This is a genomic window from Bacillus australimaris (genome assembly GCF_001307105.1).
GTDB lineage: Bacteria > Bacillota > Bacilli > Bacillales > Bacillaceae > Bacillus > Bacillus australimaris.
The window spans coordinates 268,321-290,034 of the sequence record NZ_LGYN01000027.1 but is presented as its reverse complement, the minus strand read 5'-3'; the positions used below and the strand labels follow the sequence as shown (position 1 = coordinate 290,034).

The 21,714-nt window shown below is 41.5% G+C and carries 31 protein-coding genes, 1 tRNA gene, 1 pseudogene and 1 riboswitch; of the genes and pseudogenes, 11 read left to right on the top strand and 22 right to left on the bottom strand.

The annotated features are described in order from the left end of the window. Nucleotides 1-7: 7 nt before the first annotated feature. The gene (locus AKG37_RS15580) at nucleotides 8-994 is read left to right on the top strand and encodes a YhdH/YhfP family quinone oxidoreductase (RefSeq protein WP_060699635.1); all 987 of its coding nucleotides are present in this window, start codon (nucleotides 8-10) and stop codon (nucleotides 992-994) included. Here the strand turns inward: AKG37_RS15580 and AKG37_RS19425 are convergent. The 3 genes from AKG37_RS19425 to AKG37_RS15565 are packed head-to-tail and all read right to left on the bottom strand — an operon-like array spanning nucleotide 984 to nucleotide 2,303. Then, nucleotides 984-1,391: a super-infection exclusion protein B gene (locus AKG37_RS19425; protein WP_078061032.1), complete on the bottom strand. Its 408-nt coding sequence runs from the start codon at nucleotides 1,389-1,391 to the stop codon at nucleotides 984-986. The two genes, AKG37_RS15580 and AKG37_RS19425, sit on opposite strands and share 11 nt — an antisense overlap. A gap of 57 nt (nucleotides 1,392-1,448) precedes the next feature. Beyond that, nucleotides 1,449-1,781, bottom strand: a complete 333-nt coding sequence (locus AKG37_RS15570; RefSeq protein ID WP_060699633.1) for a hypothetical protein — start codon at nucleotides 1,779-1,781, stop codon at nucleotides 1,449-1,451. A gap of 15 nt (nucleotides 1,782-1,796) precedes the next feature. Further along, nucleotides 1,797-2,303 (bottom strand): hypothetical protein, encoded by a 507-nt coding sequence (locus AKG37_RS15565; protein WP_060699632.1) that lies wholly within the window; start codon nucleotides 2,301-2,303, stop codon nucleotides 1,797-1,799. Nucleotides 2,304-2,473: 170 nt separating this feature from the next. Here AKG37_RS15565 and AKG37_RS18945 point away from each other — a divergent pair, with 170 nt between their 5' ends. Continuing rightward, nucleotides 2,474-2,644, top strand: coding sequence for a hypothetical protein (locus AKG37_RS18945; RefSeq protein ID WP_160316326.1), 171 nt, complete (start codon nucleotides 2,474-2,476; stop codon nucleotides 2,642-2,644). A gap of 44 nt (nucleotides 2,645-2,688) precedes the next feature. On the opposite strand, the pseudogene AKG37_RS15560 reads toward AKG37_RS18945, so the two are convergent. From AKG37_RS15560 to AKG37_RS15545, 4 genes and pseudogenes are all read right to left on the bottom strand, one after another. Beyond that, a pseudogene (locus AKG37_RS15560) lies at nucleotides 2,689-2,890 on the bottom strand (peptidoglycan-binding domain-containing protein); the annotation flags it as partial. 85 nt (nucleotides 2,891-2,975) lie between these two features. Beyond that, nucleotides 2,976-3,048: transfer RNA gene (locus AKG37_RS15555), tRNA-Val, on the bottom strand. A gap of 129 nt (nucleotides 3,049-3,177) precedes the next feature. Beyond that, complete coding sequence (gene metC, locus AKG37_RS15550; protein WP_060699631.1) at nucleotides 3,178-4,356, bottom strand: cystathionine beta-lyase; 1,179 nt, start codon at nucleotides 4,354-4,356, stop codon at nucleotides 3,178-3,180. Beyond that, nucleotides 4,353-5,471, bottom strand: a complete 1,119-nt coding sequence (locus AKG37_RS15545) for a methionine biosynthesis PLP-dependent protein (protein ID WP_060699630.1) — start codon at nucleotides 5,469-5,471, stop codon at nucleotides 4,353-4,355. The genes metC and AKG37_RS15545 overlap by 4 nt, the downstream gene beginning before the upstream one ends. Nucleotides 5,472-5,548: 77 nt before the next feature. Beyond that, nucleotides 5,549-5,670: riboswitch (SAM riboswitch) on the bottom strand. 221 nt (nucleotides 5,671-5,891) lie between these two features. Here AKG37_RS15545 and AKG37_RS15540 point away from each other — a divergent pair. From AKG37_RS15540 to AKG37_RS15530, 3 genes are read left to right on the top strand one after another with little or no spacing between them, the layout of a single operon-like run. Next, nucleotides 5,892-6,632, top strand: coding sequence for an alpha/beta hydrolase (locus AKG37_RS15540; protein ID WP_060699629.1), 741 nt, complete (start codon nucleotides 5,892-5,894; stop codon nucleotides 6,630-6,632). A gap of 52 nt (nucleotides 6,633-6,684) precedes the next feature. Then, the gene (locus AKG37_RS15535) at nucleotides 6,685-7,200 is read left to right on the top strand and encodes a YjcG family protein (RefSeq protein ID WP_060699628.1); all 516 of its coding nucleotides are present in this window, start codon (nucleotides 6,685-6,687) and stop codon (nucleotides 7,198-7,200) included. A 6-nt stretch (nucleotides 7,201-7,206) separates the two neighbouring features. Further along, nucleotides 7,207-7,641 (top strand): GNAT family N-acetyltransferase, encoded by a 435-nt coding sequence (locus AKG37_RS15530; RefSeq protein WP_060699627.1) that lies wholly within the window; start codon nucleotides 7,207-7,209, stop codon nucleotides 7,639-7,641. Nucleotides 7,642-7,723: 82 nt separating this feature from the next. Here AKG37_RS15530 and AKG37_RS15525 read toward each other — a convergent pair whose 3' ends face one another. Beyond that, nucleotides 7,724-7,981 carry a hypothetical protein gene (locus AKG37_RS15525; RefSeq protein ID WP_060699626.1) on the bottom strand — a complete coding sequence of 86 codons (258 nt, stop codon included), beginning with the start codon at nucleotides 7,979-7,981 and terminating at the stop codon, nucleotides 7,724-7,726. A 127-nt stretch (nucleotides 7,982-8,108) separates the two neighbouring features. Between AKG37_RS15525 and AKG37_RS15520 the strand changes: the two genes are divergently transcribed. Next, entirely contained in the window at nucleotides 8,109-10,421 is a 2,313-nt protein-coding gene (locus AKG37_RS15520) for a UvrD-helicase domain-containing protein (protein ID WP_060699625.1), read from the top strand. 16 nt (nucleotides 10,422-10,437) lie between these two features. Here the strand turns inward: AKG37_RS15520 and spoVIF are convergent, their stop codons facing one another. The 5 genes from spoVIF to AKG37_RS15505 form a co-directional block, all read right to left on the bottom strand. Further along, complete coding sequence (spoVIF, locus tag AKG37_RS15515; protein WP_060699624.1) at nucleotides 10,438-10,695, bottom strand: sporulation-specific transcription regulator SpoVIF; 258 nt, start codon at nucleotides 10,693-10,695, stop codon at nucleotides 10,438-10,440. Nucleotides 10,696-10,833: 138 nt separating this feature from the next. Next, on the bottom strand, nucleotides 10,834-10,971 hold the full coding sequence (locus AKG37_RS18645; RefSeq protein WP_077233732.1) for a YjcZ family sporulation protein: 138 nt from the start codon (nucleotides 10,969-10,971) through the stop codon (nucleotides 10,834-10,836). Nucleotides 10,972-11,055: 84 nt separating this feature from the next. Then, on the bottom strand, nucleotides 11,056-11,277 hold the full coding sequence (locus AKG37_RS15510; RefSeq protein ID WP_060699623.1) for a hypothetical protein: 222 nt from the start codon (nucleotides 11,275-11,277) through the stop codon (nucleotides 11,056-11,058). 86 nt (nucleotides 11,278-11,363) lie between these two features. Then, nucleotides 11,364-11,492, bottom strand: coding sequence for a hypothetical protein (locus AKG37_RS19330; RefSeq protein WP_273700898.1), 129 nt, complete (start codon nucleotides 11,490-11,492; stop codon nucleotides 11,364-11,366). A gap of 71 nt (nucleotides 11,493-11,563) precedes the next feature. Continuing rightward, a complete protein-coding gene (locus AKG37_RS15505; RefSeq protein ID WP_060699622.1) occupies nucleotides 11,564-11,890 on the bottom strand; it encodes a DUF1360 domain-containing protein in 327 nt (108 codons plus the stop codon). A 200-nt stretch (nucleotides 11,891-12,090) separates the two neighbouring features. Between AKG37_RS15505 and AKG37_RS15500 the strand changes: the two genes are divergently transcribed. The 5 genes from AKG37_RS15500 to AKG37_RS15480 all read left to right on the top strand — a co-directional run bounded on the left by AKG37_RS15500 (nucleotide 12,091) and on the right by AKG37_RS15480 (nucleotide 14,737). Beyond that, nucleotides 12,091-12,477, top strand: a complete 387-nt coding sequence (locus AKG37_RS15500; protein WP_060699621.1) for a spore coat protein — start codon at nucleotides 12,091-12,093, stop codon at nucleotides 12,475-12,477. Between the two features lie 44 nt (nucleotides 12,478-12,521). Beyond that, nucleotides 12,522-12,857 carry a hypothetical protein gene (locus AKG37_RS15495; protein WP_060699676.1) on the top strand — a complete coding sequence of 112 codons (336 nt, stop codon included), beginning with the start codon at nucleotides 12,522-12,524 and terminating at the stop codon, nucleotides 12,855-12,857. 88 nt (nucleotides 12,858-12,945) lie between these two features. Continuing rightward, nucleotides 12,946-13,443 carry a spore coat protein gene (locus AKG37_RS15490; protein WP_060699620.1) on the top strand — a complete coding sequence of 166 codons (498 nt, stop codon included), beginning with the start codon at nucleotides 12,946-12,948 and terminating at the stop codon, nucleotides 13,441-13,443. A gap of 146 nt (nucleotides 13,444-13,589) precedes the next feature. Then, nucleotides 13,590-14,081 (top strand): CotY/CotZ family spore coat protein, encoded by a 492-nt coding sequence (locus AKG37_RS15485; RefSeq protein ID WP_060699619.1) that lies wholly within the window; start codon nucleotides 13,590-13,592, stop codon nucleotides 14,079-14,081. A 212-nt stretch (nucleotides 14,082-14,293) separates the two neighbouring features. Then, nucleotides 14,294-14,737: a CotY/CotZ family spore coat protein gene (locus AKG37_RS15480; RefSeq protein ID WP_060699618.1), complete on the top strand. Its 444-nt coding sequence runs from the start codon at nucleotides 14,294-14,296 to the stop codon at nucleotides 14,735-14,737. Nucleotides 14,738-14,772: 35 nt separating this feature from the next. Here AKG37_RS15480 and AKG37_RS15475 read toward each other — a convergent pair whose 3' ends face one another. The 9 genes from AKG37_RS15475 to tenA all read right to left on the bottom strand — a co-directional run bounded on the left by AKG37_RS15475 (nucleotide 14,773) and on the right by tenA (nucleotide 21,665). After that, nucleotides 14,773-15,423 carry a CotO family spore coat protein gene (locus AKG37_RS15475; RefSeq protein WP_060699617.1) on the bottom strand — a complete coding sequence of 217 codons (651 nt, stop codon included), beginning with the start codon at nucleotides 15,421-15,423 and terminating at the stop codon, nucleotides 14,773-14,775. 113 nt (nucleotides 15,424-15,536) lie between these two features. Continuing rightward, the gene (fabI, locus tag AKG37_RS15470; RefSeq protein ID WP_060699616.1) at nucleotides 15,537-16,313 is read right to left on the bottom strand and encodes an enoyl-ACP reductase FabI; all 777 of its coding nucleotides are present in this window, start codon (nucleotides 16,311-16,313) and stop codon (nucleotides 15,537-15,539) included. Between the two features lie 151 nt (nucleotides 16,314-16,464). After that, nucleotides 16,465-17,271 carry a bifunctional hydroxymethylpyrimidine kinase/phosphomethylpyrimidine kinase gene (gene thiD, locus AKG37_RS15465; protein ID WP_060699615.1) on the bottom strand — a complete coding sequence of 269 codons (807 nt, stop codon included), beginning with the start codon at nucleotides 17,269-17,271 and terminating at the stop codon, nucleotides 16,465-16,467. A 16-nt stretch (nucleotides 17,272-17,287) separates the two neighbouring features. Next, nucleotides 17,288-18,298 (bottom strand): thiazole biosynthesis adenylyltransferase ThiF, encoded by a 1,011-nt coding sequence (locus AKG37_RS15460; protein WP_060699614.1) that lies wholly within the window; start codon nucleotides 18,296-18,298, stop codon nucleotides 17,288-17,290. Next, nucleotides 18,295-19,062, bottom strand: coding sequence for a thiazole synthase (locus tag AKG37_RS15455; RefSeq protein WP_060699613.1), 768 nt, complete (start codon nucleotides 19,060-19,062; stop codon nucleotides 18,295-18,297). Before AKG37_RS15455 ends, AKG37_RS15460 begins: the two co-directional genes overlap by 4 nt. 4 nt (nucleotides 19,063-19,066) lie before the next feature. After that, complete coding sequence (gene thiS, locus AKG37_RS15450) at nucleotides 19,067-19,270, bottom strand: sulfur carrier protein ThiS (RefSeq protein ID WP_060699612.1); 204 nt, start codon at nucleotides 19,268-19,270, stop codon at nucleotides 19,067-19,069. Then, a complete protein-coding gene (gene thiO, locus AKG37_RS15445) occupies nucleotides 19,267-20,379 on the bottom strand; it encodes a glycine oxidase ThiO (protein ID WP_060699611.1) in 1,113 nt (370 codons plus the stop codon). Before thiO ends, thiS begins: the two co-directional genes overlap by 4 nt. Beyond that, a complete protein-coding gene (tenI, locus tag AKG37_RS15440) occupies nucleotides 20,363-20,980 on the bottom strand; it encodes a thiazole tautomerase TenI (RefSeq protein ID WP_060699675.1) in 618 nt (205 codons plus the stop codon). Before tenI ends, thiO begins: the two co-directional genes overlap by 17 nt. Next, entirely contained in the window at nucleotides 20,955-21,665 is a 711-nt protein-coding gene (gene tenA / locus AKG37_RS15435) for a thiaminase II (RefSeq protein ID WP_060699610.1), read from the bottom strand. The genes tenI and tenA overlap by 26 nt, the downstream gene beginning before the upstream one ends. Nucleotides 21,666-21,714 lie beyond the last annotated feature (49 nt).

Below are 21,714 nucleotides of genomic sequence, written 5' to 3'. Positions count from 1 at the left end.
ATAAATAGTGGATTCATTTAAAGCGATTCTAGTTACAGAAAAAAATGATCAAGTTAGTTATGATCTTCAAAATGTAAGTGTTAATGATTTATCTGAAGGAGAAGTATTAATTAAAGTAGCATATTCTTCAATCAATTATAAAGATATGCTGGCTGTTCAAAAAAATGGAGGTGTTATTCGTAACTATCCAATGATTCCTGGAATTGATCTAAGTGGGACTATCGTTCATACAACAGATAATCGTTTCGTAGAGGGTCAACAAGTGATTGTCACAGGTTTCGCTATGGGCATGAGCCACACTGGAGGTTTTTCTGAATATGCTAGAGTACCTGCGGATTGGATTGTTCCTTTGCCAAATAACTTGACTTTAAAAGAAGCAATGATTTTTGGAACAGCAGGCTTTACCGCTGCTCTTTCTATCATGGCTTTACAGGAAAATGGTATGAGTACGAAAAATCAACCTAATATACTCGTTACGGGGTCAACTGGTGGAGTTGGTAGCATTGCTATACAATTATTATCTAAAATTGGGTACAAAAATATTTTTGCTTTAGTGCGTAAAGATAATCAAGTTGATATAGCAAAATCTTTAGGAGCAACTAATATCATTTTTGCAAACGAATTAGGAGAGCTAAAAAAACCATTAAACAAGCAAAAATTTGACTTCGTCTTAGATACCGTAGGAGGAGATGTGGCTTCTGTGATCATTCCTCAAATTTCTTATGGTGGAAGCATGAGCATGTGCGGGAATGCAGGTGGAATTAAATTAACAACAACTGTGTTACCTTTTATTCTAAGAGGGATCAATCTTCTAGGGATCGATTCTGTAAATGTACCAATCAATAAACGCAAAGTAATTTGGAACGAGATAGCAAACGAATGGAATATCTCCCAAACGACTCTAGTCAATGAGATTACTCTCGATACGTTACCTGAAAAAATTGAAGCCATTAAAAATGGCCAACATTTAGGAAGAACCATTATTAAATATTAATATAAGGAAAAACCATTCCACCACTACTAATATTTGCACTTCTAAAAAGAATTCTCAAAAATTCAAGCTCAGCAACAGTACCATCATTAATTTCTAGTTGAATCGATCTTTCATTATATAATACAAAAGTTCTCAATATTCGTTTTTCATAGTCATTTAAATTATTAAGTCTATTAATCATTTCTTTGTTGCGTACTTTGTTTTCTATTTTAAATTTCAAAATGGAGTATAACCAATAAATAAAATGAGATATTAAGAAGCAACTCGACGCTAAAAAAACAATACCTAAATAAACTTTATATTCATCGATTGATTCTTTCAAAGATACTTGTATGTGAACGCTGTTCAAAAGGGTACAGTAGGCAAGAGAATAGCTAGGAGAGCCACAAATGACCACTTACATTCATGTGTAGGTGGTTTTTTGCACAAAAAAGAGCCGCATAAGCAGCTCAATTTATTTCAATATGTTTTTGGTTTCTGATGCACCAACAATCCTAATATTTTTATACGCTTGGAACAAAGCTTTAATTTCATCATTAGTCGGCTCTATCGTTCTAATTTCTTTAATTTTTTCTTTAGCTTCTTTAAATGTGGGTGATGCTTTTTCCATCTTCAGTCTAGCAATATAGCTACTGAATTCGTCTATCTCATCATTTCTCCATCCTTGTCTAAGATAGACAATATCAGTATTAATTTCATCTGGCGCAAGTTTATCGTATAGTTTGACGACTGCACTTGTTAATAAAGCTTGTTGTGCAATGATGTCATGAATATCATTTCCAGCCATTATTTATCTCTCCTTTTATGCAATCCATTTTAGTGCTTCAACTACCCAAAAAGAAATACTCTCAGATGTTGTTTCAGAAAGTTTTCCAGCTCTTAACGCTCTGTAAATTGCATCTTTAACAGACCTCCAAACGAGCTTATCCCATTTTAAAAGCTCCTTCAATCCTGGTTCAACATATTTATTCCATCTAATCTCTAGAGAACGAGCTGTTCTCTTATTACTGAAAATTTCAACGGTTTTAAATAACTTGTGCTTATTTTTAAGCGCATATCGAACGGCTTCTTTTATTACCTTAGTTTGACCAGCCTTTGTTTGAATATCGCCATCGAGCTTCTTAGTCACTCCTTGAAATTCAGGCATTGCAACTAGAAGCGTCAATTCAAGATCCTTTAAATCTTGCTTGTTCTCACCTGGATAATAACTAACACTAGATACTTCTTCTGCAAAAGTGTTAGATGGAAATACGCTAAGTAATAAAGCTAAGACTAATAATCTAATTAACCACCTTGTACAAAACTTCATCACTCATCCTCCTATGTAAACACATCACTACAAAGTATACATAGATATTTTTTACAGTAAATAGGGAAAAGTCATTGTTTTATTCAAAAGTACAAAGTAGTCAGTTTCCATCATTTACATATAGACGTCTCTCTCCTCTCTGGACATACTTGTTTATAGAGGTGATCAACATGAGCGAGCAGCAAGAAAACAGACCAAAGAGAAGAAAAGAAGCAATTGAGAACTATAACATTTCTACACAGGTAACACCAGAAGTGCAAAAATTCTTTAAAGAAGTTATGGCTTCAAAAGAGTTTTATGAATTCGCTTCACACCTAATGTACAAATATAAAAAAGGCTAAATAAACAAACCAGTCCTCTCGATCAATTCAAGAAGACTATTTATTTACTTCAATAATGATGTAAGATTTGCTCTAGTTTTATCACCATAGATTCCGTCAGGTACTAAACCATGCATAGACTGGAATCGTTTTACTGCATCAGCTGTTTTCGTTCCGTAGTATCCATCAATACCATTGTTTTTCTTTATCAGGGTAAAAATAGAGTGCAGCTAATGCTTCTTGAATTTGCTTTACAGCCGTTCCTTTCATCTTTGTTACCTATTCGTTTTTAGAAATACAAAAGCCATTCTCGATTATCTCAAGAATGGCTCTGTATCAACGTCTTTTTATATGATTCCGACTGGGCTCGAACCAGCGACCTCTACCCTGTCAAGGTAGCGCTCTCCCAGCTGAGCTACGGAATCGGGTTATGTATCAGTTCTGGGCTTTCTGTTACTGACAGTCTCTATTATATAACCATCATATTAATGCGTCAATGGTTTTGTTTAAAAAAGGTCAAAAAGCCGGCGGCGATGCCGGCTTTTTTCTCTCTTTTATGATTGGTTGACAAGGACGGGCTTTAGTTGATCGAGTGCTTGTTTGAAGTCGCGTTTAAGGTCTTCTCCGTTTTCGACTCCAACACTTAATCGAAGCAGCCCATCTGTAATTCCTCTTTTTTCTCTTTCTTCTTTCGGCATAGCGGCATGTGACATTTTGGCTGGATAGGACAAAATGGATTCGACGGCCCCGAGGCTGACGGCGAATACAGGTAATGTGACGGCATCCACCAATTCTTTGACAGCCGCTTGGTTTTCTAGTTCAAATGAAAGAACAGCCCCTGCTCCGCTTGCCTGCTTTCGCTGAATGTCTGCACCTGGATGGTCCTCTAAGCCTGGGTAGTATACTTTTTTCACCACAGGATGTTCTTTAAGAAATGAAGCCAGTTCGAATGCCGTTTGGCTTGCTTTTTCTAATCTGACTTGAAGGGTTTTTAACCCTCTTAACACAAGCCAGCAATCCTGCACGCCAAGGACTGCACCGAAGGAGTTTTGGAGCGAATAGAGTTCCTCTCCAAGCTTCTCATCTTTCACCACGGCTAAGCCTGACAGCACATCACTGTGGCCGCTTAAAAACTTCGTAGCACTGTGCAGGACAACGTCAACGCCAAGGTCCAGCGGACGCTGAAGCGCAGGTGTTAAGAACGTATTATCTAAGAAAGTCAGACAGTCATGCTCTTTCGCAAGCTGGACGACGCCCTCAATATCCGTAATACCTAGAGTAGGGTTTGACGGTGTTTCCATGTATATGACCTTCGTATTCGATTGAATGCCTTTTTTGACTTCACTTAAATCCGTCATATCCACAAAGGTATGCTCAATCCCAAATCTCGAAAGAACTTGAGTGATCATTCGAAATGTACCGCCGTACACATCTCTTGTCACAAGGACATGATCTCCCTTAGATAATAGAAGAAAAGCAGTCGAAATGGCTGCCATGCCTGATGCAAAGGCAAGCCCTCTCGTTCCTCCTTCCAGCGCCGCAATCGTATCCTCTAATGCTTGGCGTGTAGGAGTCCCTGATCTGGAGTAGTCATATTGACCAAACTCATCAAAGCTGCTTTGGTGAAACGTGGACGCATGCTGAATCGGTACACTGACTGCACCTGTGGAACGGTCTGTTTTAAACGCATTATGAACGAGTTGTGTTTCAAGGGTCCATTCGTGTGTGGTCATTTGGCGTGTACCTCCTCTTTCACTTGTGATAGTGCCTGTTTCAGATCTGCTTTCAGGTCATCGACATGCTCAATACCAACAGAGAAACGGAGCAGCTTGTTACACACGCCGTTTGCAATCCGAATCTCTTCTGGGATGTCCATGTGTGTTTGCGTCGCAGGATACGTAATAAAGCTTTCGACTCCGCCAAGGCTTTCAGCAAAACAAATTGTTTTCAGCTGCTTTAAAAATGGATTGACCCAATCCTCTTCGGCTACACGGAATGAGAGCATTCCTCCCTTTCCTGGGTAAAGCACATCTTGAATTTCTGGCTGCTCCTCTAAAAACTGTGCCAGTTCCTTCGCATTTGCCTCGTGCTGGCGCATTCTAAGAGCCAGCGTTTTCATTCCTCTCATTAAAAGCCATGAGTCAAATGGCGCTAAAACCGCTCCTATTGCGTTTTGATGCTGGAACATGTCTTCAGACAGCTGCTCTCCCTTTGTCACGACAAGCCCGGCAAGGACATCATTGTGTCCGCCCAAATATTTGGTTGCGCTATGAATGACAATGTCCGCACCAAGTGTAATCGGCTTTTGCAAAACTGGTGTGTAGAAGGTGTTATCAACAATGACCAAAGCGCCATATTCTTTTGCAATCTTCGCTATTTTTTGAATATCTGCTTCCTGCATCAGTGGATTTGTTGGCGTTTCAATAAAGACCGCTTTTGTGTTTGGCGTGATTTTAGAGCGTAAACAGTCTTCATCTGAGAAATCATCATAAAGAAAACGTAAGCCGTACTTTTTCCATTCGTTTTCAAACAAACGGTATGTACCGCCATATAGGTCTGATGAGACGATGAGTTCATCTCCACTTTCAAATAGAGCCATAATCGTTTGGATTGCAGCCATTCCCGAACTGAAGGCAAAACCGGCCGTCCCTTCTTCGAGTGAAGCAATTGCATCCTCTACAAGCTGTCTAGTTGGATTTTTCGTTCGAATGTAATCAAATCCTGTTGATTCTCCTATGCCCCTATGTCTATATGCTGTCGAAAGATAAATGGGCGGACTGACAGTGCCAGTCACCTCTTCACTACGGTTTCCAATTTGCGCTAATTTCGTTTCCACATGTTCTGTCATTTGACACCATCCTAATTAAAATCTGATTTCAAAACAGAAAACCCCTTCTTCATAAGAAGAAGGGGTTTAATCGCTTCCTCTTATCTTCCAAGCAAAAAAGCTGCTTGCTGGATTTAGCACCTTGGTACATCACATGAAGTGATGCATACCGGTTGCTGAGGTTTCAAAGGGCCAGTCCCTCCACCTCTCACGATAAGAATGTGTTGTCTGTCTGTTCTAATTCTTAATACTGTAACCCATTAAATCTCATTTTTCAAGGGGCAATGTCATGATTAATTAAAAATTTCTGTATTTTATACCAGATTCGATGTCAGACAGTGTGATTGCATGTTAGCATATAGGAACAACGCTGTTTTTCATGTTACAATGAATGGAAACGTTTCACTTTGTGATGAATTCGGTTAGCTGGAGGAATGGATTATGGTGAAGAAAACAGGAATCATTCAAGAAGAAACCATACAGTCAAAAGAACTTGGGGCGGACATGAACATTTTGATCTATTTGCCAGTCAATTACTCCCCCCTTTATACATATCATGTCATCATTGCCCAAGATGGTCATGATTATTTCCGCCTAGGCAGAATCGGCAGACAGGCAGAAGAATTGATGCAAAACAAAGAAATGGAACGCACGATTATCATTGGTGTCCCTTATGAAAATGTCACGGAAAGGCGGAACACGTATCATCCAGACGGCACAAAGTTTGAAGCGTATAAACGCTTTTTAGCAAATGAACTTGTCCCTTATATTGATGAACACTACCCAACCTATCAAATAGGATCAGGACGTACGTTTATTGGTGATTCGCTGGGTGCGACGATTTCCCTGATGACAGCCATTGACTATCCTTCTTTATTTGGCGGGCTGATTTTGCAGTCTCCTTACGTTGACGAGTCGGTCCTTGAAGCCGTCAAACAGTCGACAGCCCTTTCTCATTATGCCATTATCCATCAAATTGGGCTGGAAGAAACAGCTGTAAAAACAACAGATGGCCAAGTGCTTGATTTTGTTCAGCCGAACGAAGATTTAAAGGTCCTTCTTGAACAATCTGGGGCTGATTATTTATTTGAAACATTCGAAGGGGATCATAAATGGACGTTTTGGCAGCCGCTCATTGCGCCTTCGTTAAAAAGAATGCTCCCATATTCGTTAATCAACTGAATTTTGTTATAATAAACAATAATAAATACTTTCTTATTCAGGAGGGAACATGATGAAATACGGAGTTGTTTTATTTCCATCAAAAAAATTGCAAGATATTGCGAACTCTTATCGGAAGCGTTATGATCCGAACTATGCACTCATACCGCCGCATTTAACATTAAGAACACCTTTTGAATTAACGGATCTAGAAGCGGCTGAGGTCGTCTCAACATTAAGAGAGTATGCAAAAAATGCTTCTCCTATTACGTTACGTATTAAAAAATTCAGTTCATTCGCTCCTGTAAACAACGTCATTTATATGAAAGTAGAACCGAACAAGGACATCATGGCGCTCAATGAAAGATTGTACGCAGATCCACTTGCTGGTACCCCTGAATATGCCTTTGTTCCACATGTGACAGTGGCCCAAAAACTATCAGATGATGAGCATTCAGACGTACTTGGCACATTAAAGCTGAGAAAGATTGACCATGAAGAAACAGTGGATCGCTTCCACCTTTTATATCAATTAGAGAACGGATCTTGGACCGTCTATGAAACATTTATTTTAGGAGAAGAGGGTTAAAGACATTTGAAAACAGTCATCGTAACAGAACAAACACAACGAGAAGATGCATATTACGTTCGAAAAGAAGTATTTGTCAAAGAACAAGAAGTTCCAATGGAGATCGAAATAGATGAACTAGAAGACAAAGCCATCCACTTTGTTATCTATAATGATGACAAGAAACCTCAGGCAGCCGCTCGACTTCGGATCATTGAGGATTCAAAGGCAAAGCTGGAAAGAATTTGCGTGTTAAAAGAGGCGCGCTCTTTCGGCCTTGGCCACAAACTATTAGAAGCGCTAGAAAAAGAAGCGATAGTGAATGGAGCAAAAGAAGCGGTGATGCATGCACAAGTTCAGGCGCTTCCTTTCTACGAAAAGAAAGGCTACAAAGCCGTGTCTGAACCGTTTGAAGAAGCAGGAATCACACATGTCAAAATGACAAAAATGCTGTCTGTTTAACCAAAAGAAAAGCCAGAGCATTCAAGATGCCCTGGCTTTTTCTTTTTCATTATCGTTCGCCAATGGAAGAAAGCGCAATCATTTATACATACGTATTGATATGAACACCCTTTCCTTCCTCCATAAACATATCTCGTACAAAGCGTTCCCGCTTTTTTTGCTGTACTTTCGTTTCCGCTTCTGTCACTAAGTCCTCTTTTTTCTCCAGCTCTCTGTAAATCTTGTCATGAAAGGTGCGGGTAACCTTAGTTACTTTCGCATAGTCTTCTTTATCCTGAGGAGCTGGACGATTGATATACTGAAAATACAGATCCGGCTGAATCGGGGCTATATATCCCATCAAGAACGCCTCCTTTTGCTTCTCTCTTACTCTACTATTCCCTAATTATGACTGTTTGAAACACGCCTCATTTGATATGATTAGATGTGTTTCGATTTAAGATTGATTGACTATTGGAGGACTAGCTTTGAAATGCGCACGACGACATGATCGAACGATCTCATTACATACGTATTCGAGAGAACATTATCAATTCCTCCATGATGAGGGAAAAAAAGGACAACTAATCTGCCCATATTGCGGACAACCAGTCTTTTTTAGATTAAATATACATGAAGAACCTGCCTTTATCCATAAGGATATATCTCAGCAAATGCTCTGTGAAAAAGCTGAAGAACAAGCAGATCACAATAAAACGGCAGAACAAGAGGAAAGGGCTTCCTACAAAGAACTTGGCGGCTTCCGTTTTCCAACTGGGAAACAAATCATCTCGCAGACAAATGAATCGTACGACTGGCAGGAACCGAGATCCATTGAATTCAGTGATGCCTTACATTTAGAAGAGAACGAACAAGTACATACGATCGACCTCTTCCCGCATATCACCTTTAGCACACCGCAGCTTCAAGCTGTCACACATCAAGATGGTCCGATGCTTGTGCTGGCTGGTGCCGGGAGCGGGAAAACAAGAGTCCTAACGGCTAGAGCAGCTTATCTTATGTCACAACATCACATTCCTGCCCATCATATTTTACTTGTGACCTTCACGACCAAAGCGAGCAGTGAGATGAAAGAAAGACTCAGGAAGCAATACCAGCTTCATCCTTCACAAGCCAGCCAAGTGGTGACGGGCACCTTCCATAGTCTTTTTTATAAAATGCTGCTTCATGATGACGCGAGCAAATGGAACGGCCAGCATCTAATCAAGTTTGATTGGCAAAAGGAGCAATACATTCGGAAAGCCATTATAAATGAAGGACTTGATGAGAAAGACTACCCTACCGATCAAGTGCTGCAGTCGATCGGGTATTGGAAAAATGCCTTTTTACCAGGCGAACTACCTGAGCTGAAGGATGAAAAGGAAAAACACATATGGACGATCTATCAATCATATGAGCAGCAAAAACAAGATAATCAGCAATTTGACTTTGATGACATGGCGATTGCCTGCTTACATATGCTGACGGAACAGCCTGAACTGCTGAAACGATATCAAGAACGATTCCAGTATATTTTGGTGGATGAATTTCAGGATATTAATCCAGTTCAATATCAATTGATTCAGCTTTTAGCCGGAGAGTCCGAGCAACTATTTTGTGTAGGTGATGATGATCAAGCCATTTATGCCTTCAGAGGGAGCAATCCTGCTTTCATTCTTGAATTCAAACGAGATTATCCTTCGGCTCAAATCGTTCATTTACATGCAAATTACCGCTCTCACCATACGATTGTCGCAAGTGCAGATGCCATTATTAAGAAGAATCAGCATCGTTATGAGAAAACATTAAAAGCAGTTCGTGCGGAAAAAATTCCTCCAACGCTCTTTTATCCATATGACGAGGAAGAGGAAGCGACCATGATTGTCGCAGATATTCAAGAGAAAATTAAAAACGGCGCAAAACCGAATGACTTCTGCGTGCTGTTTCGAACCAATACAGGCGGCCGCGCAATTTATGAACGGCTTCACCAATCAGCAATTCCGTATGAGACAGATGCTGGTGTTAAAGCCTTCTACAGCAGACGAATTGTTCGGGTTCTCCTCGCCTTTCTTTCTCTCAGTCAAGATGCAGACGATGTGGCCGCCATGAAACAGCTGCTGCCCGTTTTCTTTTTAAAACAGCAAACCTTGAACACACTGAAGGCCCTGACCATCACAGAAGATTGTTCCATGATAGACGCGCTTGGAAAGCTAACAGATATTCAGCCGTTTCAGCGAAAAAAACTGCAATCGATCGTTCCTATGTTCCGAACGTTACGAACGTTAAAGCCATCTGACGCTGTGGCGTTTATTGAACAAAAGATGGGACTCGGTGATTACTTAAAAAAACGAGTGAACGATACGAATGTACTTGAAAAAGGGGCGGATGATGTACGTGATGTGAAAACCGCCGCAAAACGCTTTGAAACAATTGAAGCTTTTCTCGCACATGCAGAACATATGAAGTCTGCCGAAAAGGAAAAAACAGATGAACCAGGTGTTCAGCTCATGACGATCCACCGCGCAAAGGGACTTGAATTCCAAACCGTGTACATCACTTGTGTGGTTGACGGAGCACTGCCTCATGATTTTTCACTTGATGAACTCAGAAATGGTGATGAACAAGCCTTGGAAGAAGAGCGCCGTTTATTATACGTTGCCATGACTAGAGCTGAACAATCTCTTTATCTGTCTGTTCCATCATTTAGACGAGGAAAAACAGCTCATCGCTCTCGCTTTTTGTATCCTCTTCTCAAGAAAAATCGTGAATTATTCACGCAAAAACAACAGGCTCCCCTTTAAGCGGAGAGCCTGTTGTTTATTTTTTGTTGTTCATCATTTTAGCGATTGTATTGAAATCAAGCTTTTCTTTTCCACTTGTAATCGATTGAACGATTTTGTCTTCCATTTCTTTAGGTACGCGTTTGTTTGCAAGCTGCGCTACTTTTTTAATGACACCTCGAACGGTATCCTCATCTTTAAAGTTTGCATTTTGCAACGAACCAGCAAGCTTGAAGACATCATTCATATTCACACCGGTTTTGTTTTCTACACTTTTAAAGAATTTATTATCCATTCATTTGCCTCCTCTTTGTGGAGTAGTCACCTTACTATATGAAAATAGGCGGGATATGTGCCTATCCTAAAGCCTTCTTTGACCAAAGAGAAAGGAAAGCAAAAGGATCCCCCATTGCTTCCCTCACCTTCTTACTGTTTAGTAGTTAAAGAAAGAAGCACCAACGATGATTAGAAGGATGAACAACACGACAACAAGAACAAAAGTTGAACCATAACCGCCGCCGTAGCCGCCGCCATAACCTCCGCAATAACCGCCACCGTAACCGTAACTCATATTTAAGCACCTCCTCTTCTCCCTTACAAAGTATGAAAAACGAAAGAAATGGTTTGGACGATCACATAAAAAAGTGCGGAATTTTTATTTCTGCTGTTTAAAGACGTAATCTGCCTCTCCATGACGTATCATGAATGCTTCTGTTTCTTTCGCAAAAGCGTCCATCTTCACGCCAAAAGCTTTTAAGTGCTCCTCAAGATCATTCGCTTTATCCGCTAGATCCATTTCAGCCTTTTCGTGCGCTTGTTCTTTCCCATCATGGGGTTTTGTGAACAAGGAACCGATTAATTGTTCGAATGCATCCATTCTGGTCACCCCTTCTCTCTTACATATGCATCACTCAAAAAAAGGGCAACAAAAAAACCGGATAAATCCGGCTTTTGTTTTCTCTTCTATTGAGGTTTCTTTTTCTTTCCACATCCGCAGCCTGTTTTCTTGATTTTTTTCGTATAAACAGATTGTTGGTTTGACTGCGCTGGATAACCTTGAAGCGTATGTGCCGGCGTTTCATTTGGTTTCATCGCAACCCTTCCTTTCCTATTCCATGATAGTATATGCATTTTTTGAAAGCGTGTCTGATCAGAATGCCTGTTTATTTCACAAGCTTTGAGATGACCGCTTCAATAATGCCTGCTGCTGCGGCAATCGCTAAAAGTAAATTAAGCCACATACTGATAACAGGAAAAAGTATGTATATCAAAAGTAAAGCAGCAGTGCACCACATACCAGTACACCAATAACAGCTTAACAGCTCTCCAATCCAAGACCGCAGTCCTTTTCCTTTAATGATGATGTATGTTTCGACTTCACCTTGTTCGTTTACCTCTTCCTGTTCCTCATGAAATAAACGGCGGAAAGGGGCAGTAATCGTATCAAACACAATCAGCCTCGTCAGTCTAAAGGATGCGAGGGCAAACATGACAAATGACAAAGCACCGCTCAGAAGCCTCCACCTCCTTCTTTCTTCTTTTTCCGTCCTTTCTTTATATATGCAAGAAAAAAGACCGTCATGATGAATCGAGCGGAAATAAAATTGGGTTGTACTTTTTCACACTTTCCGATTCCAACTTGAGTCCTTGCTGCATTAAATAATGTATAGATAAGAAAGGAGTGAAAGTATTGTCTATTGAAGAAAGTGCTGAAATATTATATACACAACTGTTAAACGAATTAATCAGCAATTATGATGATTTCATTGAGATCAAAGATTCCGAAAATGTCACAATTCATAAAACAGATGTAACAGCTGCACTCTCCCTTCAAGCGACCGTAACGACAATCATTACTCTTTTAATCCAACTTCTTGTACCAGACGATGAATTAGCTGCTGACATCACAGATCAGCTTTTAGCTACACAACAAGTGACAGTTCAAAAGAAAACTGTGATTCAAATCATCAACTGCTATAACATTACGATTACATTATCAGATGCATCCATTATGAACTCCGTCCAAATTCTCACTCAAACATTGAATGTGCTCTTAGTTGAAGCCGGCATTCTTTGACCCTTTCTTTTTCTAACATGACGTATGAAAGAGGTGAAATCATCGTGGCTGAAGAGAACGAAAAAAAGGAGTTTCAAATCAATACTGATATTGATCCATTAACAAGTCTTCTTGTCAGTGATGTGTTAAACAAAAACAATATCACTGATGATCAGAAAGCAAATATCTCAGATGATCAAAGAAGAATGATCTTGAAATTAGTGGAGGACTTACAAAAGAAAGCAAATGATTTCGTAGAACAGCAGCAGGAGAAAAAAAGGCAGGCTGAGGCAGCAAAACATCAGGAACAAGTAGAACCTGAACCACAAGTACGTCCAAAACGAAATTCACTTCGAAATCGTATTCAGCAGCGCCGTGATGCGCAGCGTAATAACGATTAAATAAAAATGGGTTGCCTGCTAGGGTAAATGCCCGAGACAAAACCACGCATTCCAGCATTTAATAAAGTAAACGGAAGGAGGAATAGAAATGGATTCTAAACCATATTCTTGGGTCGCTCTAGATCGTAACTGTACACACCACGGACACCACAGACACCACGACGATTACAACTATGAAAGAAAAGCACTTTGTGACGATTATTATGATGATGATGTAAATGCCTTACAAGAATTAGATCAAGTAAGCTTCACAAAGCAGACATCTGAAGAAGTCATTATCGTAAGAGACTCTTGTGACATTAACGTATCTTCTGTTGATGCACAGGTCGCAGCATCTATCCAAGTAGCGATTCAAACAGCGATTATTACCATTACAAATATCTCGATCGCTGACGGTGATTTGGCAGACCGCGTCACGCAAGATCTCTTACAAGCCGCTACTCACAAACAAACAAACCGCCAAAAACTTGTTATCGAAAATTCAAGAAATGTTACAGTATCTACAATCGATGCGGACATCTCGATCGCCATCCAAACGCTTACACAAACACTTGTTGCGACAATCGTTGCAATCGGTATCCTCTAATGTACAAAAGCAGAGCGAAAAGCTCTGCTTTTCCTTTTATCAAAATACAACAAATATAAATGGTCATTTACCCACACCAACTAGAGGGCGCATACATATGTTGTTAAGGACTAAAGTCAAATACCTTGTTAAAGGAGCTGAAATCCATGAGCTGCGGAAAACACCATGGCCGACATGATGAAAACTGTGTATGCGATGCGGTTGATAAGATTTTAGCAGAGCAGGAAGCTGTAGAAGATAAATGTCCTACGAGCTGCTACAGTAATTTATTAAGCCCAACCGTTTCTGGAAAAGATACGATTCCGTTTTTACTTTTTGATAAAAAGGGCGGATTGTTCTCTACTTTCGGAAACATCGGAGGATTTGTTGACGATTGCCAATGCTTCGAATCCATTTTCTTCCGGGTTGAAAAATTACACGACTGCTGTGCTACGTTATCTGTATTAAGACCTGTTGATGTACACGGACATACGCTGAGCGTGTGTCACCCTTGTGATCCTGACTTCTTTGGTCTAGAAAAAACGGACTTTTGTATTGAGGTTGATCTAAACTGCTTCTGCGCAATCCAATGCTTAAACCCAGAGCTTGTCGACCGAGTCCTGCCATCAAAAGATAAAAAGCATCATCACCACGGCTAACTCAACAGGCCGCTCGTCTAACTTGTCATGAGTCAGAGCATCCCCTTCCTCACGAATGACAGTCAATCATGCGGAGCAGTCAGTGTAAAACAGCGGCTGCTTCCGCATTGATTGATAGTAGATGCATCAACCGGCTAAACGACAAAGACAGCTTGTAGATGATGACAGTGCTCAAACACTCAAACAAATTTCCTAGTATAGGAGGGTTGAATATGAGCCGCAAACATTCATGGAACTGTGTAGCAGAGGCTGTTGAAAACATTAACGACTTGCAAAATGCCGTCGAAGAAGATTGCCCGACCAGCTGTTACAGCAATCTCCTTTCTCCATCACATTCATTAGGTGACACTGTACCGTTTGTTCTCTTTACATCCAAATCAAAACCATTTGTCGCATTCGGTAACGTCGGAGAAGTAGATGCAGGCCCTTGCTTCAGCACTGCATTTTTCAGAGTCGAACACATCTCTGATCACTGCGCAACACTCAGCTTGCTTATCGCATTTGACAAAGACCGTCATCTTTTAGATTTTACAGATAAAGATTCCGTATGTGATGTGTTCCGATTAGAAAAATCGAAGTATTGCATTGAAGTAGACCTTGACTGCTTCTGCGCAATCGAGTGCCTAAATCCACGACTCATCAACCGTAACTGCTAACAAAAAAAGTCCCTATATGGGACTTTTTTCTTTTATTAAAAACCTAACGGGTGGATGGAAGTAATCTCAGCAATTGCTAACTCGACTGGATTTCCCCCACCTGCTGTACGAATGACCACTATATCATCTTTTCGATCCATGATGATTCCTCTATATGTTTTCCCATCAGCTTCAATCAGACAAAGAGCTCTTGGCATATTATGAGGCAGTCTTGTGAGAAAATCGACTTTTTCATCAATACTCATCTGACTTAAAGGCTTTTTCACTCGTTTTCTTTTAGGTTCTTCTTTTGTTTCATGAAAGACACCTTCTGGCTGGTTTCCCTCTTCTTGCTGAGGCTCTCGCTTTTGTATGAGCTCTGGTTCTTGTGTGATCTCTTGTTCCTGTGTACGCTCGGCTTCTTGCGTAATCTCTGGTTCTTTTATAAACTCAGCTTCTTGTGTGATATCTCTTTCTTGCTGAAGTGCAGGCGGCTCTGATTCTTTCTTCTGCTCTATTTCTTGAGCCGCAGGCTCATGCTGCGTACTTTCTTCGATCTCGTCTTTTGCATTGTGATCACTTTCTGGCTGTTTTTCTGATTTCTTTCGCTTTCTCACAATATGTTGCATAGCCGGCTTTGATTCGTGATAACTCGGCTGAACAATATACATCAGCGGCTTTTGATTCTCATCACCTTTATTTGACATACTAATCCCTCCCGAATGATTCATTCCTTATATATATGAACGGAAGCCTCAAATCAGAAGAAAAATAAAAAAACAGCATACCCTTCTCGGTATGCTGCAAGTCACGTATTCATTTAGCGGGCAATGATATGGAAGCCAGAATCAACGTGCAGAGTCTCACCTGTCATGCCGCGAGATAAATCACTGAATAAGAATAGAGCTGTATCGCCAACTTCTTCAGGAGTCGTTGTACGACGAAGCGGTGCACGCTCTTCAATATCCTTCAGAATTGTATTAAAGCCGCTGATGCCTTTTGCAGATAACGTACGAATTGGACCAGCAGAAATACTGTTCACACGGATGCCTTCTGCGCCTAAATCAGCTGCTAAATATTTCACACTTGCTTCAAGTGATGCTTTCGCTACACCCATTACGTTGTAGTTAGATACAACACGCTCTCCGCCTAGGTATGTAAGCGTCACAATGCTTCCACCCTCTGTCATCAATGGGCGTGCTGCTTTTGCTACGGCTGTTAAGGAGTATGCACTGATGTTGTGAGCCAACAGGAAACCTTCACGGTTCGTGTTCAAGTATTCACCGACAAGCTCTTCCTTGTTTGCAAATGCAATCGCATGCGCAACACCATGAATAACTTGTACTTCTTCTTTGATTGTAGCAAAACATTTTTCGATTTCTTCATCACTTGTCACATCACATGGAAGAATGATTGAATCATCACGTTCAAGTGTGCTTGCAAGCTCTTTTACAGATTCAGCAAGACGATCTCCAACATAAGTAAAAATCAAACGAGCTCCAGCTTCGTGAAGTGAGCGGGCAATTCCCCAAGCGATGCTTCGTTTATTGGCAACACCCATCACCACGATATTACGACCTTCTAAAGAAAAGTTCATATGTAATAAAGCCTCCTATTTTTTCAAGACATAGTATTAGTACCTGATCATAATATTATCACAGATCATAAGAGAATGACAATTTCCGCTTGAAAGAAAGTTTCTTTTTCATGAAAAAACCGCCCTCGCAAGTGAAGACGGTTCCATTTCCTTATCGTTTCATCCTGTTTTGCTGATAAGCAAAATGGTTAGTAGGCCCGTGGCCAGCTCCAATATGCAAAGGAAACTTAATGGCTTCATGGACAAAGGTTTCTGCTGTTTCAAAGGCTTCCTTCATGGAATATCCTTTCGCAATTTCGGCTGTTAATGCGGCTGCAAACGTGCAGCCTGTGCCATGTGTATGTGGTGTATCGATATGTTCATTTGTGACTTCAATAAAGCCTTTTCCATCATACAACAGGTCTGTAATCATACCATCAGATGGACCGTGACCGCCTTTAATTACGACATGTTTTGTGCCGAGCTCATAAAGACGTTCTGCGGCTAAGAAGCGGTCCTCTTTTGTCTGAATACGTATGCCTGTCAGTACTTCTGCCTCAGGAAGATTCGGTGTTACAGCATAGCTCACAGGCAGCAAATGTGTTTTCATCGCAGAGACCGCATCTTCATTTAATAAAGAAGCCCCTCCTTTTGCAATCATGACTGGATCTACAATCAACTTCATTTCATATTGCACCGTTTTTTCAGCTACTACCTTGATCATTTCTGCACTCCACAGCATCCCTGTTTTGACGGCATCTGGCCGTAAATCTTCTGCCACTGCATCTATTTGGCGCTCTAATGCCTCGATTGAAAGTGGATATATCCCGTGAACACCAAGTGTGTTTTGCGCTGTAATTGCTGTAATCGCAGACATTCCATATACACCGAGCTCCTGAAAAGTTTTCAAATCTGCCTGAATGCCAGCTCCGCCGCCTGAATCAGAACCCGCGATTGTGAATGCTTTTTTGATCGTCATTTCCTTTCACCTCTCATTAGCCAATCCATTGATGATAAATGGTTCTTGCTTTGGCAATATCATTTGTACCATGTACAAGCGCTCTGCCATCTTTAAATAAGACAAGCTTATACTCATTCTTTTGACAAGAAAGCAAATACGGATTTTCAAGTACATCCATCCCTGCTTTCTTTAACCGAAGAGCCACTTCATGTAAAGGCGGCGCCTCTGCTGCACTGCGGATTTGTACCGTATTACGGCCGCATAGTACATCTGCCTTCGCCCTCTTGTCATATGAGAGAAATGGATAAGTCTTCAGTCCACAGCTTGGACATTGCTTTTTCTGTAAAGACGCCACTGACCGAATGTCGGACCGTTCGTTTTTCCATAAATCGAACGATTTCAATATTGGTGTCACTTGATGTCCTGTTAAATATTTAAGTGCATCTGCCACTTGATATGCCGCCACCTGCTGTACAACCGGACTAATGATACCGGCTGTATCACAAGTCATGCCTTGTGCGGGTAAATGTTCAAGCAGACAGTGTAAACAAGGCGTTTCCCCAGGAATCACAGTAAATTGAATGCCATAGCTGGCGACACAGGCTCCATAAAGGAACGGAATTTGATGTTTGACAGCGGCATCATTTGCGATCATTCTCACCTCAAAATTATCCGCTGCATCCACAATGATCGAAGCCCCGCTGACAAGTTCATCAATATGTTGAGCCGTCACATCGATGACAATTCCCCTCACATTGACTTCACTGTTTACCTGTTTGAGTCTTTTTTCTGCAGCCACAGCCTTTGGCAGCCGCTCCTGCACGTCCTGCTCCGTGTAAAGCTGCTGCCGCTGAAGGTTGCTCCATTCAATATAGTCCCGATCTAAAATGGTGACAGATCCAACGCCGGCACGAACGAGCATTTCAGCACTAGCTGTTCCAAGTGCCCCCGCTCCAATAATGACAGCCTTTGCATTCTTTAGCCGCTTTTGCCCCTCTGTACCGATTGGCTGAAAAAGCTCTTGGCGTGAATAACGTGTGCTCAAAATGCTGGCATTCCTTCCTGCGGACTGCTCGCTGTCCCATAGTTTTTCAATGGAATACGTCCTGCCTCAAAGCCCAGCCTTCCTGATTCAATCGCCAGCTTCATTGCTCTTGCCATTTTCACAGGGTCCTTTGCACCAGACACAGCGGTGTTTAGTAATACAGCGTCAGCCCCTAGCTCCATCGCATAAGCTGCATCCTTTGGAGAGCCTACACCAGCATCAATGATCACCGGTACCTTCGCCTGCTCAATAATAAAGGAGAGATTCAGAGGATTTAGTAAGCCTTGGCCTGAACCAATGGGAGAAGCACCTGGCATGATGGCGTGGACACCGAGTTCTTCTAGTTTTCTTGCCAGCACCACATCATCAGATGTATATGGCAGCACAATGAAACCTTCTTCGAGTAGCATTTCAGATGCTTTTAACGTTTCGACTGGATCTGGCAGAAGAGATCTTGAACAGCCGATGACTTCTACTTTGATCATGTCACACAGTCCAGAGGCCTTTGCTAAACGGGCAATACGTACTGCCTCTTCCGCAGTGCTTGCACCAGCTGTATTCGGAAGCAATGTATATGCTGATAAATCAAGCTGCTCCAAAAAATTAGGCTGAGATGCTTCGAAAATGTTCATTCTTCTAACAGCAAAGGTTAAAATTTCTGCTTCTGAAACGTTCACCGCTTCTTTTTGAACCTCAAATGATGGATATTTCCCTGTTCCAAGTAATAGTCTTGATGTGAATGTTTTTCCGCCAATGTGCAACATTGGGTCATCCTCCTCCTACAAAATGAACGATTTCTATCGTGTCATTTGGTTGAATTTCTGTTTGTTGAAACGTTTCTTTATCAATGATTTCTTGGTTCTTTTCAACGATTACCACACGGTTTTCAAGCTGATAGGCTGATAGCAGGTCATAAATCGTTCCATTCTCTTGTTCGAAATCAACGATTCTGCCATTCAATTGAATTTTCATACAAATAGTGCCTCCTTTCGTCCAATACGAAATGCGTGAAGCCATTCCTCTTTGACTGGTTCGTCTAATATGAGGTCACGAATGATTTCTCCAGTAATCGGCGCAAGTAAAATACCATTCCTATAATGCCCTGCGGCAAAAAGAATACGCTTGTCTTCTGGATGTCTTCCGATATAGGGATGCCGGTCGCTTGTCGCCGGTCTGAGGCCTGCCCAGCACTCTTCAATCGGCATCTCCTTAATAGAAGGCATGAGCTGAGACGCCTTTTGAATCACAGCTTCCATACCGCCAAGCGTTGGAACAGCCTCCCACTCATTTGGTTTCATCGTTGCACCGATGACCAGCTTCCCGCTATCTCGTTGAACGATATAACAATGGTCATGGTAAATGGTGTGCGTAAGCGCTGGGCCGTTATTCCATACAGACACACATTCCCCTTTTACTGGATAAAGAGAATGAGATAATCCGAGCTCTTCAAAAAAGCGGCCAGACCATACACCACTCGCGACTGCCAGGTCATCACATGTGATTGTGCCCTTCGTTGTTCTCACAGTTAACGTTTCTTTATCCTGCTTCACTTCGATCACAGGTGTACACTCCTTCACATCGGCTCCGTACTGGACCGATGCCTGCCATAATGCCCTGCATACGGCATAAGGCTCTACATGAACATCCTCTTCAATCAAACCTGCTCCCAGCATGTGATCTGTGATTTGAGGCATGCATTTTTTTACGCTGCCAGCGTCAAGCCACTTAAATGTAGACAAATGCTGCATCCGGCAAAGGGCTTGTTTCTCTTCTGCTGTAAAGGCCACCTTCATGATACCGCCAGCTGATGTTCGAATATCAATGCCTGATTCATGCAAAAGATCGATTTTTAACTTCTTGTACAAAGCCTGGCTCGCTCTGCCTACTTGAAAGAAAATATCCTCATAACCCTCTCCTTCAGCATGAGCACCGAGCATCCCCGCAGCCGCACTTGTCGTTTGCTTCCCTATCTCATTCGCTTCAAATAAGACGACCTGCTTTCCTGCTTTTGCAAGATGATAGGCAATGGACATCCCTATGATTCCACCACCAATGATTGCAACGTCATAATGCTTCTTCATAAGGATTCTCCTTTACCTTTTTCGAAAATGCTTGTGCCATCATGCGCGGCTGATGATGAGTGAAAATACCAGACATGACAGCAATCCCTTTCACATTTGCGTGTTTCATTTCGGGAATTCGGTCAGGTGTCAATCCGCCAATGGCCACTACCGGAATGGACAATGCCGATGTCAGTTCTTTCAAAAGCTGTACACCTCTTGCCTTAAGTCCTGGTTTACATGAGGTGTCATATACGTGCCCAAACATGACATACTCTGCTCCATTTCTCTCTGCCGCTTTCGCTTCTTCTATCGAATGAACAGACACGCCCGCATGAAGGTGAGGGAATTTGTTCCGCAGCTCTTTTGGCGAAAAGCTGTGACCCGGAAGGTGTACCCGGTGAATATTGGTGAGCAGCGCAACGTCGACTCGATCATTGATCACGAGCTTTTCCTTCGGTACACCTTCTAAAAGAAGATTTTTCACGAGAGCAACAAGCTCACTTGCTGTTTTAGACCGTTCTCGGATATGAATAAATTCCACTTCAGATGCGATGGCTTTTATTTGTTGAATCAATTCATCTGCGGGAAGCGAATCATTTGTCACTGCGTGGAGTTCCATTTGCACCAACCCCATCTAAACATGCTGTTTGCCACATTTCTTTTTGATACGCCATCTCCCAAAAATGGTATTCGTAATAGCTTGAAATCACAAAATTTTCTTTCATATTCGCCCGTACATGGTCAGGTGCTTTTTCTGCGAGTTCATCAAAACGGTTGACTTGTTCAAAGACGAGTTCCTTAAACCAATCGCCTCCATATGTCAAAATCCATTCTTGATAAATCGGATGATCAGGTGTTGTTTGTTTCAGCTTTTCACCCACCTCATAATAGAGCCAGTAACACGGTAATAACGCAGCTAAAATCTCTTCGAACCGTCCGCTTTTTACAGATCGGTACATATGAGAGGTATACGCATAAGCAGTGGGAGAAGGCTTAAAGTTCTCAATGGCTTCATCAGAAATTTGCAGAAGCTCTGTAAATTTTCTATGCAATGACAGCTCTGCTTCATACGTGCCCTGGGCATGATATGCCATTCTGCCCGTCGTATGTAAGTCCTCACTAATCGCCGCTCCATATGATTGCACCTTTGCAAAATGAGTTAAATAATACGAATCCTGCATCACATAATAGGTGAAACGATCAAGTGAAAGTGTGCCATCTCCAATCCCTTTAACAAAAGGATGCGTAAAGCTTCCATTCCACCATGTTGCTGCTGCCTCTTTACATTCTATTGAAAACGTCATGTTCCTCTCCTCCTGTTTTTCCATATAAAAAAGCCACTTTCCGCATGGA